This window comes from Cycloclasticus zancles 78-ME (genome assembly GCF_000442595.1).
GTDB classification, from domain to species: Bacteria; Pseudomonadota; Gammaproteobacteria; order Methylococcales; family Cycloclasticaceae; genus Cycloclasticus; species Cycloclasticus pugetii.
The window spans coordinates 54130-69701 of sequence record NC_021917.1 but is presented as its reverse complement, the minus strand read 5'-3'; the positions used below and the strand labels follow the sequence as shown (position 1 = coordinate 69701).

The following is a 15572-nucleotide window of genomic DNA, read 5'->3' as shown; positions in this document are numbered from 1 at the left end:
ACGTTAAACTTCTTATGAGGTTATTGAATCTAATAGCGATTTAACGTCAGCCGCTTTAGGTGCAACCAGCCAGAAGTGTTGTATATAATCAGCAAAATTATCAAGTATATCTTGACCTCTTTTACTGCCTGTTTCGACTGTAAACTCTTCTATTAAACGGCGTAAATAGCCACAATGTGCATCCATTGACTCTGTATACACACGATGAATATCTACCAATTCATGGTTATATCTGTCGACAAACGTACGTGACTCGTCCAATACAAATGCAAAGCCACCCGTCATTCCTGCCCCGAAGTTAATGCCGGCCTCTCCTAAGACAGCAATAACACCACCTGTCATGTATTCACAACCATGGTCTCCAATGCCTTCAACAACCGCTATTGCGCCAGAGTTTCTAACAGCAAAACGCTCTCCTGCTAGGCCAGCTGCAAATAATTTACCATTGGTAGCGCCATATAAGCAGGTGTTACCCATGATGGTTGAATCATGACTATCGAACATGCTATTTGCTGGTGCTTTTAGAACCAGTTTACCACCGGCCATACCTTTACCAACATAATCATTCGCATCGCCTTCAAGTGTCATATTTAGACCACCCGCATTCCACACACCAAAACTTTGGCCTGCTGAACCGCTAAAGTGAATATCAATAGGGGCATCGCTCATGCCATTATTGCCATAACGTTTCGCGATTTCACCTGATACGCGAGCACCAATAGACCGGTGAATATTACTAATCGTATATCTAAACGAACCACCCGCTTTTGCTTCGATTGCTGGCAGCACATCTACCACTATTCCTTCAGCAAATGCGGCATCGTCAAACGGATCATTTTGTGGCGTAATGCAGTGCTGTGCTTTCGTTTCATTGCCCGGAATATAATCCAAGATAGGCTGTAGTTTTAAGCCACTTTGCTTATCTGTTAGTCCCTCAATTTGCTCAAGCAAATCTGTTCGCCCAATGATGTCTTCAAGTTTTTTAAAGCCCAGTTTCGCTAACCATTCGCGCACCTCTTGAGCAAGGAAGCGGAAGTAGTTCATCACATACTCTACTTCTCCGTGATAATGTTTCATGCGAAGTACATTATCTTGTGTCGCAATGCCTGTCGCACAGTTATTAAGATGACAAATACGAAGGTATTTACACCCCATAGCAACCATTGGGCCCGTACCAAAACCAAAGCTTTCGGCACCTAAGATAGCCGCTTTAATAACATCTAGACCAGTTTTTAGCCCCCCATCTGTTTGCAGACGAACTTTGTCTCTTAGATCATTTGCAAGCAATGTTTGATGCGTTTCAGTTAACCCTAACTCCCACGGTGCTCCAGCATAACGTACTGAGGTTAGTGGGCTGGCACCTGTACCGCCGTCATAACCCGCAATCGTAATTAAATCGGCATAGCATTTAGCAACACCTGCGGCGATCGTTCCAACACCCGCTTCTGAAACCAATTTAACCGACACAAGGGCTTCTGGGTTCACTTGTTTCAAATCAAAAATAAGCTGAGCCAAATCTTCAATTGAATAAATATCGTGGTGTGGTGGTGGTGAAATAAGTGAAACGCCTGGCTTAGAGTAGCGCAGCGTTGCAATCATTTTATTAACTTTATCACCCGGCAGCTGCCCACCTTCGCCTGGCTTAGCACCCTGAGCAACCTTAATTTGCAGGACATCGGCATTAACTAAATAATGTGGTGTTACACCAAAGCGCCCTGATGCAATTTGTTTTATTCTTGACAGCTTTTCAGTGCCAAATCTTGCAGGGTCTTCACCCCCTTCACCAGAATTTGAACGGCCACCCAAACGATTCATTGCAATAGCTAATGTTTCGTGCGCCTCAGGTGACAACGCACCCAATGACATTGCAGCTGTATCAAAACGTGTATACAAGCCTTCTGCGGGCTCTACTTCATCGATAGAAATAGCTTTTTTCTCATCTAACTTCAAGCTAAACATATCGCGAATGGAGGCAGGTGCACGGTGATTCACCTCATCAGCATACAGACGGTATTTACTAATATCACCTGAACGGACCGCTTGTTGCAAAGAGTTGACAACATCTGGGTTATAAGCGTGATACTCCCCCCCATGAACATATTTCAACAAACCGCCTTGTTCAGTACTTTTTCGTGGGTTCCAAGCTACTTTAGAGAGTTGTTTTTGCTCATTTTCTAGCGCTTCAAAACCAACCCCTTCAATGCGGCTGGTGGTTCCTTTGAAACAGGTATCAACAACTGCCGATTGCAGCCCAACAATTTCAAATAACTGCGAGCCACGATAGCTAGCAATTGTTGAAATACCCATTTTAGATAGTATTTTGTACAGCCCTTTATTGATACCCTTACGGTAATTCTGAGCCAACACATCTTCTTCAATACCAGTTATATCGCCCGTTTCCAGCATGTCGTTCAGCGTTTCATAGGCAAGATACGGACAAACAGCCGTTGCACCGTAACCAATAAGCGTTGCAAACTGGTGTGGATCTCGGACCGTAGCCGACTCAACAACAATATTTGACTGGCAACGCAAACCAACGTTGACCAAATGATGATGTACAGCACCCGTCGCTAATAAGGCATGTACTGGTAAAAAGCCCGCTGCTAACCCTCTGTCACTTAAGACAATAACAACATTACCTTCACGAACTTTTTCCTCAGCTTGCTGACATATATGCTGAATAGCACTTTCTAAATTAAACACAGACAAGTCATATTGCAAACTTATAACCGCGCTTTTATATGACGAATCTGTCATTGACAGCAGTACATCAAATTTTGATGCTGATAAGACCGGTGAACCCACTTCTAAGCGGTGCGCATGTTCGGCCGACTCTTCAAATAGATTTTTTTCCCGACCAAAGCTTGTCATCAATGACATAACCACTTGCTCACGCAAAGGGTCAATAGGCGGGTTCGTTACTTGTGCAAACTGCTGTCTAAAATAATCATACAAGCTACGAATTTTAGTTGATAAAACAGGCATGGGGATGTCATCACCCATTGAACCAATTGCTTCTTGGCCTGCTTCTGCCAACACTTTAAGTACTTGATCTCGCTCTTCAAAAGTCAACTGGTACTGCTTTTCATGCACCTGTAAAGTTGCTTTATCTAATGGCGCCAAAGTCAGTGGATCATCATCTCTTTCTGTACATAGTTTTTTAGTGTGCTCAGCTAACCATGCTTTGTACGGTTGACGAGCCTTTAAACGGTCATCAATTTCCTTCGGCGTAATCAGTTCGCCTTTTTCTGTATCCACAGCTAACATTTCGCCCGGTTTTAAGCGACCTTTTTGCACAACGTCTTCTGGCTTATAGTCATACACGCCCACCTCAGACGCCAGGGTGATATGACGGTCCTTAGTAATCACATAACGAGCAGGGCGTAGGCCATTTCGATCGAGACAACACGCTACATGACGACCATCTGTCAGCACAATGGCTGCAGGGCCATCCCAAGGCTCCATATGCATGGATGAATATTCATAGAAAGCACGCAGTTCAGGATCCATAGTGTGAACATTTTGCCATGCTGGTGGGACGAGCAGGCGCATAACACGGAAAATATCCATGCCGCCAGCAATCAGACCATCCACCATATTATCCAGACTATTTGAGTCTGAGCCTACGGACGAAACCCAAGGTCGAATATCATCCATATTAGGTATTAAAGGCGTTTCAAACGTATAGCTACGTGCTTGCGCCCAGCTTCTATTACCGCGAATAGTATTAATTTCACCATTATGTGCCAGAAACCTAAACGGTTGAGCTAGACGCCATTGTGGAAATGTGTTCGTTGCAAATCGCTGATGGAAAACACATTGTGAACTTTCCAGCTCTGGATTATTTAAGTCTGGGTAAAAAACCGGTAAAAACTCTGGCATTACCAAGCCTTTGTAAGAAATGACATTTGAAGCCAAACTCGCCACATAAAACATCTCGTCGTTTTGTTCTATCCGCTTTTCAGCACGACGTCTTGCAATATATAGGCAACAATCCATTGCTGCATTATCCATCCCCTCTTTTGCATTGACAAATACCTGCTCAATACAAGGCAATGTTGCTAAGGCTTGTTCACCACATGCTTCTGTATTGGTTGGCACAGTTCGCCAGGCAATAACAGTGAGCCCTTCTTTTTCTATTTCTTCTTTAAGGATTAGTTTTGCTTGCTCAGCCTTAGACGCATCTTGGCTTAAAAAGACCATGCCAACAGCGAACAATTCAGTCGGTGTCGCGCCAAGCTCTTGTGCTTTTGCACGAAAGAATTTTTCTGGCGTTTTAAGGAGCAAACCACAGCCATCACCTGACTTGCCGTCTGCTGCGATGGCGCCACGGTGGGTTAATCGAGCTAACGAATCGATGGACGTCTTAATCAGCCAGTGGCTCGGTTTGTTATCAATGTGCGCAATGAGTCCAAATCCGCAGCTGTCTTTTTCAAACGCAGGGTCATATAAACCCGCTTGAGGGATTGAGGTATGTTTCACTCGGTTAACCTTATGTGCTTAGTTATTGAATAGACAACTTACTTACGCAAGTCGGCTAATAATTATACCAATCAGATAGATTATTTTCAATTTTGAAGAGCATATCTATTAACAAATACCATACTCTTAAGACCTACGCGACACACGCTTAGCTGAATATCAGCTTTTTAGCACCTAGCTCACTCTTTAACTAGAACATCTCTTTGAACGGCGTCAAACGTACGAACCCAAGGTTTTAATGCCGTCAAAGAAGCCGGCATCTTATTCGCTTTTTCTTCTGCTAGCTTTTTATTGTCAAAATCACCATAGATAACCACAAACCATTGCCCAGCATTTCTTTTATGTTGAAAAAAATATAATGGTTTAAGGGTGTTATGTTTAAGAATAAACTTTTTTGCAGACTCTTCTGTGGACACACCCAACAATTGCAAAGTGAAATGTTTTTTATCTCTACTTTCAAGCCATTGGTGATTCAACTGAATAGCTGTTAATGCTGCGGGTGCTTTGGCGCTAGGATTACTATTTTCTTTTATAGATACGACCTCCTTGCTATCGCTACCTGCCTCCTCTGCTTTGATGTTAGCTAGAACCACCGTTTGAGCATTAACGCTCCTCTCTACCTTAACGGCCTCTACCTTAACGGCCTCTATCTTTTCATCTGTATTCCTCAGGCCGCTCACCTTTGTTTTACTCGCCGTCTCTAAAGGAGCGTCTAACGTTGAAGAAGGCGTTTTGACATCTTTTATCTCGCTAAAGCCGCTTACTCTTGGCTGCTCAGTAATCGCTGTTTTAGTAGGAGTTTCTAGCGTTTGGCTATGTATCCGCCCTGCCGACTGAGCCTGCACAACAGTAGAAGGCACCTCCTCACTTTCTTCTTGAGGGTAAAAGATAAAAACTGAAACACCCAGCAATAAAATAGCTAGTGCTATTAACCCTATTACGGATCCTGATTTCACAAGTGTAGGCTTTTCATGCCCCATAGCTGAGGTGCTCATTTGCGCTAAGACATCATTTATTCGCCCTGGCAAACCACCTGTTTCAATAAATAACACCACTTCATCTAGGCCTACCAAATTAGTCAGACCTGGATTGTTTTTTTGTATTATCTTTCGCGCATACTCTGTTGTCTGCCGTTGCGTAAATGGCTCTAGGTCAATCAATTGGCAACGCGACTCAACAGCCTCTCCTAGATTATCCGCGGAGCTTAATAAAACTTGCAAACAATCATAGCTGTCTGCCAATTTAAACAAAAAATCGAACTGCGCCTCGCCTAGTTGATGTGTATCTTCAATACAGATAATGACTTTTTTTTCTGCTTTTGACGCGGCTGCCAATCGCACAAGAAGCTGTTTGTTATTGCCTTCCAATTCATCAAAAGCTTGAGTTAATACCTCCAATGGAGATGTTGTATCCATTAGCGATTTCGCTGGTATTAAGCAAAACTGCCAACGCTTATCCCTTTGTTTGTCAAATTGCCTAAGAAAAAAAGACTTTCCTGATTGTTCTGGCCCTCTTAATAAAATAGCTTGCCTTGTATTTGGAATAAGGTGAAGTATTAGATCAAGCCGCTGCTGCCTTTCTGCTGGGAAAAACTCCTCCAGCGCCACCTCTTCATTTAGGCGATTAAGAGACATCTCTGTCTTTTCCGTCAATCACTTTTTTAATTAACGACTCATCAGTGCAGTCATAAATAACGGCTTCACCAAGGTTTTTTAGCAGCACTAGTCGAATAGAACCTGAGGTGTTCTTTTTATCGACTTTCATATGCTTTATAAAATCGGCACCGTCCATTTCTTCAGGTGCTTTTACTGGCAAGTTAGCTTTTATACATAAGGCCTTTATCCGGGCAGCCTCATCAGAGCTCATCCAACCCAACTGCACAGATAATTCTGCTGCTAAACACATTCCAGCGGCTACCGCCTCACCATGCAACCATTCGCCATATCCCATATGAGTCTCGATGGCATGACCAAATGTATGCCCAAAATTAAGTGTTGCGCGTATTCCAGACTCTTTCTCATCCTTCTCGACGATCTCAGCTTTTTTCTCACACGATCGTTTAATTGCATAAATTAATGCGTCCGCTTTTTGTGCTAATAAATATTCTATATTTTTTTCCAGCCAGACAAAAAAATCCACATCATTTATCGCACCATATTTTATGACTTCCGCCAAACCAGCACTTAGTTCTTTGGCTGGCAATGTTGAGAGCACTGTCGTATCGATCAAAACAGCTTTAGGCTGATAAAACGCCCCAATCATATTTTTACCCAAACGATGATTGACCCCTGTTTTTCCACCCACAGAGGAATCAACCTGAGATAACAAAGTAGTCGGGAGCTGAATAAAACTAACTCCTCTTTGATAGCTTGCAGCTGCAAAGCCGGTCATATCTCCAATCACACCACCACCCAAAGCGATCAACGTGACTTGCCGGTTACATCTGTTTTCTAATAATGAATCAAATATTTTATTTAGGTACTCTAGCGTTTTAAACCGTTCACCATCTGGCAGAATAGCGGTTCTAACGTCTACACCTACTGGTAGCTGATCGACTAACTGGCTTAAATACATCGGTGCAATCGTTTCATTCGTGACAATCAATACTTGGTTAGAGACAATGTGCTTTTCAACGAATGCTGGCTGCGTTAATAAACCCTCACCGATGTAAATAGGGTAGCTTCTATCACCAAGGTCAACATTCAATATCTCTAATTTATTATTCATTTTTTCTTTAGTTGCTCAAGAATACTTAAGATTACTTTCTTACTACTTGTTTTGTTTGTGCTAACAACGATGTCTGCAATTGATTCATAAATCGGCGCTCTAAGTCGCATTAATTCTTCCAGCTTCTTCCGTGGGTTGTCAATTTGCAATAAAGGCCTTTTTGTATCAAATTTTGTTCGGCTTAACTGCTGCTCAACAGAACATTGTAAGTATATAACCCAGCCTGTTTCCGTTAACACTTTACGATTTTCTTCGCTTAAGACAATACCACCACCTGTTGCAATGATAGCGCCATCCAATACCGACAGTAACTTAAGTTTATCGGTTTCTCTAGACCTAAAACCTTCTTCCCCTTCAAGCTCAAAAATTAAGGATATTTCTACCCCTGTACATTTAATAATTTCTGCATCTGTATCATAAAATGCTTTATTTAAACGCCGCGCTAACAGTTTACCAATCGTTGATTTGCCGGCTGCCATTGGGCCCACAAGATAGATATTATTTTTTTCTGGCATGAACTTTATCTTATTCTGAAATTTGCTAGAACTATATCACGAGCATTTCATAGCGCGTGCAATGTATTACTTACAACAAGTACAAGCACATAAAAAAACGGGGCTTAGCCCCGTTTTTTTATCAATCTATCGTTTTTAATTAACCGCTAAATTATCTTTTAATATTTTAGGTGTAATGAAGAATAAAAGCTCTCTGTTATTATCTTGCTTAAAGTCTTTCTTAAATAACACCCCAACACCCGGCAAATCTCCAAAGAAAGGAACTTTACGAACACTGTGATCTTTCGAACGCTCATAGATACCCCCTAAGACAACTGTATCGCCATTATTTACCAGTACTGTCGTATCTACTTCCTGTGTATTAATTGGCACACCACCCGGTTGAACATTTGAGAAATCTGGCGAGTCCTTCGTTATATTTAACTCTAAGTTAATGCGGTCATCTGGTGTAATTCTTGGCGTCACCGATAACTTTAACTCTGCCTCTTCAAAACTCGTTGAAGTAGCGCCCGAAGAGGATGCCTCTTGAAATGGAATTTCAACACCTTGACTGATTTCAGCTTCAATTTGATCAGACGTAATAACACGGGGGCTTGAAATAACTTCACCTTTTGCTTCTGTTTGTAACGCTGACAGTTCTAATTGTAATAAAGAACTTCCAATTTTACCCATTATAAACTGTATCGCACCCGCTGGACTGGCCGCTGGCAAATCAACCATCAAACCTTCGCTGCCACCAACATCAAAAATATTTCCGGCTCCCACCGTTATTCCATTTTCTAATGCTCCACCCACGACTGTTGTTGAATCCCCTGTAGCAACGCCACCACCCGTTCTGCCAGACAAACCGAACCTGACACCTAAGTCACGTGTAAAGTCATCATTCGCAATCACAATTCGCGATTCAATCATCACTTGTCGCACTGGGCGATCTAAACGCTCAATAATTCTACGAATTTCAACCAATTTTTCAGCGGTTTCTTGAACCAATAAAGTATTAGTTCTTTGGTCAACTGAAACCCCGCCTCTATTGGAAATTAACTTTGTATTTGAATTAGCATTTCCACTACGCCCGCCTGTAGATTTTAAAATTGTCACCAAGTCAGAAGCCTTGGCATAACTAACCTCAAAAAACTCCGTTAATAATGGCGACAATTCCACCACTTGCTTTTTGGCTTCAAGTTCTAATTTCTCTTGAGCCGCGACCTCTGCTTGTGGGCCAACCATCATCACATTGCCTGTAATCCGCTTCGCCAAACCTTTGCTTTTAAGAATAATGTCTAATGCCTGATCCCATGGAACATTATTCAATCGCAAAGTCACGCTGCCACCGACAGAATCACTAGCCACTAAATTCATATCTGTGAAATCGGCAAGCAGTTGCAATACAGATCGAACTTCTATACTTTGAAAGTTTAGAGATAACTTTTCACCTGTATAGGGAAATTTATCAGCTACCAATTCTTCTTGCTCTTGTTTTGTTAATGGTTTGAATTCAACCGTTAACAATTCATCCATCTGATATGACAAAAATTCGTAGTGGCCAATTGCTGCAATTGATAACTTTGTATCATTACCAGATGGCATCACATCAATAGTTTTTACAGGTGTTGCAAAATCTAATACATCTAATCTATTAGCAAGCTCTGGGGGTAGCGAAGTGTCTTTAATATCTACAATGACTTTACCACCTTCCTGCTTAACATCTACAACCGAAGAGGTATTTGTAAGGCTCACTAAAACACGCCCTTCACCTTCTTCACCGCGCCTGAAATCCACTGCACTAACTAATTTATCTGCCGCTTTTGCTGGTGCTGTTGTTGCACTAGGACTGCTAATCACAGGAGCACTTGTCACATTACCTAACGTTATAAAGACACTCTGCCCCTCTATTTTTGTTGCATAAGGCGCAGCATCATTAAGGTTAAGCACAACTCGTGTTCTACCACCTGCCTCTAACGCTCTAACGCTGATGGCTTTACCGATATTAATTGGAATAGTTGTTTTACCAACACCATTACTTACCCCCATAAGATCGATGGCTATTCTAGCTGGGTTATCAGTACTAAAACTTTTCAACTGATCTGGCGCAGAATCCAACGATAGTTCAAGCTGTACTTTATTCCCAGGCAAACCGGAAAATTGAATATCCTTCAGAATGGCTGCTTGCGCAGGCATCATTGACATCGAAGCCCAACATGCCATAGCAAATATTCCTTTTATTAGCCGAGCTTTTTGCTTTGCTATGCCCCATCCACTTGCATTTGACTTGTGCATGACTTTTCCCTTATTTACATGTTTCATTATCAATATTCTCTTCTTTATTCAACAAGAGCCAAAGAAGCTTCTCTTTCACGCCACTTACCCGTTGTCGTAGCTACCCATTCTGCAAGATTAATTTGATGGTCTTGTATAGCTGTAATTTTGCCAAAATTTTGACCTAAATAATTGCCGGCCTGAACGCGATGAATAACCCCATCATTCGCCTTCACTAGTGCCCACAACTCATTATTTTTGGAAAGGATGCCAACCATACGTAATGTATCTAACGGGTAAGCCTCTAACTCTTCTTTTGCTCTTTCTAGGTCAGGCCCAGGCCCCTCAACACTTGCCACTACATCAATTGCTTGGGGCTCTTCAAGCTTCTCAAAGGGGTTACGCAAGCCATCAGAAACATAGATGTATGATTCATATGATTTAATAATTGGCATTGGCTCAATTGGGGTTGCCGGCTTTGACTTTACTTGTGCAATATAAGTTTTTAAATCATCAAAATCTTCACTAACACATCCGCCCATCAAGGATATCAATGCAACAGAACTTAGTAGCTTACTCAAATTAAATCGGGCCATTATTTATCACCCTCGTCTAAATAACGATAGGTTTTCGCTATTGCATTCATTGTCATCTGCCCACTTTTCTCTGTAGGCTTTAGAGCCACATTGTGAAGCGTAACAATACGTGGTAATGCCGCTAAATTACTGACGAACTTTCCAAACTCGTGGTAACCACCCACCACTGTTAACTTGATTGGTTTTTCTGCATAGAAGTCTTTTCGTCTCTCAACTGAAGGCTGAAATAAGCTAAATTCCAACCCACTCGCTAAGCCTGCTTGCGAAACATCGACTAACAAATCAGCAATTTGTGTTTTATTAGGCAGCTGTTGCAACATAGCACCAAACTGCTGTTTCATATCAATGAGTTGTTGTTTATAAGCCTCTAAGTTTACTGCCTTCGCTTGTTTTCGCTCGAATGTTTTTTTTAAAACGATCTCTTGTTTCTCAGCTCGCTCCAAATCACTCAGCTGATCAAGCGTGTCATAGTAAATCCACGCAGCAATCAAAATGACGCACATTATTATTATAGACACTACCTTAATGCCAAAAGGCCAATTACCTGCTTCTTTAAAATCCCAGTTTATATCAGCTAAATTCATCTAATTTCCCTCCACGGGTTCCCCAACTTTAGCCTGGACGACTTTTAGGGTAAAACTGTTTGCATCAACGCCTTTTGAACGAATCACATTTAAGTCGGTCCCCTTAAGCCAAGGTGATTGTTCTAAATTTCGCATATAAGCAGACACTCTTGTATTCGATTGGGCACTACCCTCGATGCTTAGTTTTTCTCCACTTTGAGTAAATTTAGTAAGGCGCACACCCTCTGGTACCGTTTTAGCTAACTGATCAAACATATGTACAATTTCAGGCCGACTACTTTGCAAACGTTGAATGACTTCCATCCGAGCAAGCAACTTACTTTTTGTCCTATCAAGCGTTTGAATTTCCTTGATTCTTTTATCTAAAACAGATATCTCATTTTGAACAAAGTGATTACGATTATGTTGCGTCTCTATCAGCCCATCAATCGAAAAATGCACCACTGCCATTACAAAAATTGACACCAACACACCTAAACCCAGGAAAATCAAAAAGTCGACTTGGCGCTGCTTTCGCAGTTCTTCACGCCACGGAAGAAGGTTAATTTTAGCCATTAATCAAAACTCCTTAATGCAAGACCTGTTGCAATCATCATTGCTGGCGCATCATTACTAAGTGCTTGTGTCTTCACTTTCCCAGCCAACGACATCTGAGAAAACGGGTTCGCTACTGTCGCGGGAGTACCTAACTTTTCCTCCAACAATGCATCAACACCTAATAATGAAGAAGTGCCACCAGAAAGAATAATATGGTCTACGCTATGTTGTGCACTAGATGAGAAAAAGAATTGCAATGAACGTCCAATTTGTTGGCACATCACATCTTTAAATGGGTCTAACACCTCTGTTATATAACTGTCTGGCAAACCACCATGTTTTTTGGCCATCCCGGCCTCTTCGTACGAAAGTCCATATCGACGTTGAATCTCTTCTGTTAATTGTTTGCCACCAAAACCCTGCTCTCGAGAGTAAATTACTTTATTCTTATGAATAATATTAAGTGTCGTCACAGTGGAACCCGTATCAGCGATGGCAATCGTTGCCTCAGGACCATAATCAGGCAACCCGCTTTGTAAAAGCCCATAGGCATTTTCTAGCGCATAGGCTTCGACATCCACTATTTTGGCTTTCAACCCGGCCAGATCTAATACCGCCACCCTATCGTCTATATTTTCACGCCTTGACGCTGCCAGCTGTACATCTATTAAGCTTGCATTTCTTTCATTTGGACCAATAACACTAAAATCCAGATTAACCTCGTCCAAAGCATAAGGAATGTATTGATCAGCAATCATCTCAACCTGCGCTTCGAGTTCTTCATCACTTTCAGGTTTCGGGATAGTAACAATTTTGGTGATAACAGCGGAGCCAGAAACCGACAACGCAGCTTGCTTTAATTTTGTGCCTGAACGCTCAATAACGGTAGACAGCGTATTTCCGATAGCCTCAAGGTCTGCAAAATTATTATCAATAACCGCATTTTCAGGTAACGCTGCAACACCATAGCTCTCCACTCGGTAACGTGAACCATGTCGACTGAGCTCTATAAGCTTAATCGCTGATGAACTGACATCAATACCCAAAACATTAGGGTTATTACGTTTGAAAAAAGACATCCTGTATTTCCCTTCTCTTTAGTCGTTCCTGTGACCACACAAAGAACTCTCAATAATTTAAATACAACTAAACAACAAAATCAAGCATAAAATCAATAACTAACAACGTTTTCTTTGAGTATAGCCTTACTTTTAGATATATGTGTTTTCATTTTAAAAAAAAACCATTAAGCCACGGTTAATGTGATTTTCTTCATAATGCTAATACAATAGTACACCATTACTTAATCCACCCCCTACTTTTGCAGCTAAAAACGGAATGAATCAACAGCACAGCTCTTCATCACTTTTTAAAAAAGTCAGCATATCTATTTTTTTGATAGGTGTGATTTTTATTGGTGCCCTCGGTTTATACATCAAGTTTTCAATAATACCCGACCTCCCTGATGTCAATCTCTTAAAAAATATCCAGCTCCAAACCCCTATGAGCATCTACAGCCGAGACGGCTTACTCATTGCTAAATTTGGTGAAAAAAAACGCATTCCTACACGTTACGAAGACATTCCAGCGACCCAAATCAATGCCTTTCTTGCCGCTGAAGATAAAGACTTCTTTCAACACTCAGGTGTCGATTTTATTGGGCTTCTGCGTGCCACAGGCCAGCTTCTATTAACTGGCGAGAAGAAACAAGGAGGCAGCACCATTACCATGCAGGTCGCCAGAAATTTCTTTCTCACGAAGAAAAAAACGTATTCGAGAAAAATACGTGAAATCCTCTTATCTTTTATTATTGAAAGAGAGCTAAGCAAACAAGACATTCTAACGCTTTATCTAAATAAAATTTACCTTGGCCATCGCTCGTACGGTATAGCAGCAGCCGCTCAAGTGTATTATGACTCAACACTTTCAGATCTCTCTTTAGCCCAGCAAGCAATGATTGCTGGACTTCCAAAGGCACCTTCCGCCTTCAACCCAATCTCCAACCCAGACAGAGCGCTCCTTCGCCGTAACTATGTTCTTAACCGATTACTAAGTCTTAACTACATTAGTCAACCGGAGTTTAATGCCGCCATTGCCGAACCCATTACCGCTCGCTTACATTCTGCTTCTGTGGAACTTGAAGCACCTTATGTTGCAGAAATGGTGCGCAATGAAGTTTATGAAATATATGGTGATGAAATTTATACCAACGGCATGCATGTTGTCACCACTCTCGACAGCACTCACCAAAATGCTGCCAATCATGCCGTTAGAAAGGCCTTACACGCCTATGATCGGCGCCACGGGTATCGCGGTATTTTAGACCATATTGACTTAGATAATATCGACACCAACGACTTAGATTTAAGTCCTTTATCATCGTATAAAAAAATTGGTGAAACAGAACCCGCCATTGTGACCGCTTTAACGGACAAGAGCGTTACTGCCATCACCTCAGATAAAGTACTAGTCGAAATTACTTGGGAAAACCTGAAATGGGCATGGCCATATATCAACGAAAATAAGCAAGGCAAAAAGCCAACCTCAGCCGCTGAAATTTTGGCTGTTGGTGATATTATCCGGGTTCGTCAGCAACCTAATACTGATATTTTTGAGCTTGCCCAAGTGCCTAACGTTTCTGGCGCGCTCGTTTCAATTAACCCAAACGATGGTGCTCTCACTTCACTTGTTGGGGGCTATGATTATTACTCCAGTAAATTTAACCGTGCCTTTCAATCTCAACGCCAACCGGGGTCTGGCTTCAAACCTATTTTATACTCCGCTGCCCTATCTAAAGGCTATACAACGGCTACGTTGATTAATGATGCTCCTGTCGTTTTTGATGATGCAGGCCTCGAACAGCAATGGCGACCAGAAAATTATAGCGGCAAGTTCTTTGGCCCTACCCGTTTACGTGAAGCGCTTATTCACTCAAGAAACCTAGTCTCAATAAGAATTCTACGGGACATCGGCACAAAATATGTACGAAACTTTGCCGGACGTTTTGGCTTTAACCCCTCCTCACTACCAAACAACCTCTCCTTGTCCCTTGGTAGCGGTAGCGCTAACCCATACAAAATGGCAACCGCTTATTCTGTCTTTGCTAATGGCGGCTTCAGTGTAAGCCCTTATTTTATCCAACAAATTACTTCTGCCTCTGGCGAAATACTCTTCCAAGCTAATCCAGCTGTCGCCATCATCGACAAGCAAGAAACGCCACAAAGCAAAAATCTACTTGCCGACTCAGCAATGACAACGCCGCTAATAACGCCTACGCTATTAGATAACAACACACCCATTGACCCCATCGTTGAGCCTCCTATTAGAAAAGCTCCTCGTGTTATTTCCCCACAACTTCACTTTCTTATTAATTCTTTATTAAGGGATGTTGTCAACCGAGGAACCGGGAGAAAAGCCCTTTCTTTAGGTCGCTCAGACCTAGCAGGTAAAACGGGCACGACCAATGATCAAAGGGATGCTTGGTTCAATGGATTCAACCCTTCATTGGTTGCCGTTGCTTGGGTTGGCCTTGATAACGGCAAACCATTAGGCAATAGAGAAACAGGTGGCCGCGCCGCCTTACCTATTTGGATTGACTTTATGAGGGAGGCACTTAAAAACACACCTAATATCCCCCTCTCACAGCCCGACGGCATTGTTGGTTTATTAATTAACTCTGAGACAGGGTTAAAAACAAACCCTTCAAACCCAAAAGCTATTTTTGAATATTTCCGAGAAGAAAATACACCGCCAGCTGATAATAAAAATAATGAATTCAGTAACTCGTCCCTAGGAAAACAACCCTCCATCGAAGAGTTATTCTAAAACACGCGATCTAGCTACCAAAAAAAACGCACTTAAAAGTGCGTTTTTTG

The 15572-nt window shown here is 41.9% G+C and carries 10 protein-coding genes; 1 reads left to right on the top strand and 9 read right to left on the bottom strand.

Going from position 1 to position 15572, the window contains the following annotated elements:
• Positions 1-12: 12 nt before the first annotated feature.
• The 9 genes from gltB to CYCME_RS00280 form a co-directional block, all read right to left on the bottom strand.
• Positions 13-4482 (bottom strand): glutamate synthase large subunit, encoded by a 4470-nt coding sequence (gene gltB / locus CYCME_RS00320; protein ID WP_020931780.1) that lies wholly within the window; start codon positions 4480-4482, stop codon positions 13-15.
• A gap of 179 nt (positions 4483-4661) precedes the next feature.
• Positions 4662-6116, bottom strand: coding sequence for an SPOR domain-containing protein (locus CYCME_RS00315; protein ID WP_020931779.1), 1455 nt, complete (start codon positions 6114-6116; stop codon positions 4662-4664).
• Positions 6106-7209, bottom strand: coding sequence for a 3-dehydroquinate synthase (aroB, locus tag CYCME_RS00310; RefSeq protein WP_020931778.1), 1104 nt, complete (start codon positions 7207-7209; stop codon positions 6106-6108). Before aroB ends, CYCME_RS00315 begins: the two co-directional genes overlap by 11 nt.
• Positions 7206-7724 (bottom strand): shikimate kinase AroK, encoded by a 519-nt coding sequence (gene aroK / locus CYCME_RS00305; protein WP_016390277.1) that lies wholly within the window; start codon positions 7722-7724, stop codon positions 7206-7208. Before aroK ends, aroB begins: the two co-directional genes overlap by 4 nt.
• Positions 7725-7859: 135 nt before the next feature.
• Complete coding sequence (gene pilQ, locus CYCME_RS00300) at positions 7860-10001, bottom strand: type IV pilus secretin PilQ (protein ID WP_051184127.1); 2142 nt, start codon at positions 9999-10001, stop codon at positions 7860-7862.
• Positions 10002-10045: 44 nt separating this feature from the next.
• Positions 10046-10576, bottom strand: coding sequence for a pilus assembly protein PilP (locus tag CYCME_RS00295; RefSeq protein WP_020931776.1), 531 nt, complete (start codon positions 10574-10576; stop codon positions 10046-10048).
• Positions 10576-11160 (bottom strand): type 4a pilus biogenesis protein PilO, encoded by a 585-nt coding sequence (locus CYCME_RS00290; protein ID WP_020931775.1) that lies wholly within the window; start codon positions 11158-11160, stop codon positions 10576-10578. Before CYCME_RS00290 ends, CYCME_RS00295 begins: the two co-directional genes overlap by 1 nt.
• On the bottom strand, positions 11161-11715 hold the full coding sequence (locus CYCME_RS00285; RefSeq protein WP_020931774.1) for a PilN domain-containing protein: 555 nt from the start codon (positions 11713-11715) through the stop codon (positions 11161-11163).
• Positions 11715-12776: a pilus assembly protein PilM gene (locus CYCME_RS00280; RefSeq protein ID WP_020931773.1), complete on the bottom strand. Its 1062-nt coding sequence runs from the start codon at positions 12774-12776 to the stop codon at positions 11715-11717. Before CYCME_RS00280 ends, CYCME_RS00285 begins: the two co-directional genes overlap by 1 nt.
• Positions 12777-13035: 259 nt before the next feature.
• Here CYCME_RS00280 and CYCME_RS00275 point away from each other — a divergent pair, with 259 nt between their 5' ends.
• Complete coding sequence (locus CYCME_RS00275; RefSeq protein WP_020931772.1) at positions 13036-15522, top strand: penicillin-binding protein 1A; 2487 nt, start codon at positions 13036-13038, stop codon at positions 15520-15522.
• The last annotated feature ends 50 nt before the right edge of the window (positions 15523-15572 follow it).

What these genes read in the sequence shown, in the direction of transcription:
- aroK (WP_016390277.1), bottom strand. Translation starts at nt 7,724, where the DNA reads ATGCCAGAAAAAAATAATATCTATCTTGTGGGCCCAATGGCAGCCGGC.
- CYCME_RS00280 (WP_020931773.1), bottom strand. Translation starts at nt 12,776, where the DNA reads ATGTCTTTTTTCAAACGTAATAACCCTAATGTTTTGGGTATTGATGTC.
- CYCME_RS00295 (WP_020931776.1), bottom strand. Translation starts at nt 10,576, where the DNA reads ATGGCCCGATTTAATTTGAGTAAGCTACTAAGTTCTGTTGCATTGATA.
- CYCME_RS00315 (WP_020931779.1), bottom strand. Translation starts at nt 6,116, where the DNA reads ATGTCTCTTAATCGCCTAAATGAAGAGGTGGCGCTGGAGGAGTTTTTC.
- pilQ (WP_051184127.1), bottom strand. Translation starts at nt 10,001, where the DNA reads ATGCACAAGTCAAATGCAAGTGGATGGGGCATAGCAAAGCAAAAAGCT.
- CYCME_RS00285 (WP_020931774.1), bottom strand. Translation starts at nt 11,715, where the DNA reads ATGGCTAAAATTAACCTTCTTCCGTGGCGTGAAGAACTGCGAAAGCAG.
- CYCME_RS00290 (WP_020931775.1), bottom strand. Translation starts at nt 11,160, where the DNA reads ATGAATTTAGCTGATATAAACTGGGATTTTAAAGAAGCAGGTAATTGG.
- aroB (WP_020931778.1), bottom strand. Translation starts at nt 7,209, where the DNA reads ATGAATAATAAATTAGAGATATTGAATGTTGACCTTGGTGATAGAAGC.
- CYCME_RS00275 (WP_020931772.1), top strand. Translation starts at nt 13,036, where the DNA reads ATGAATCAACAGCACAGCTCTTCATCACTTTTTAAAAAAGTCAGCATA.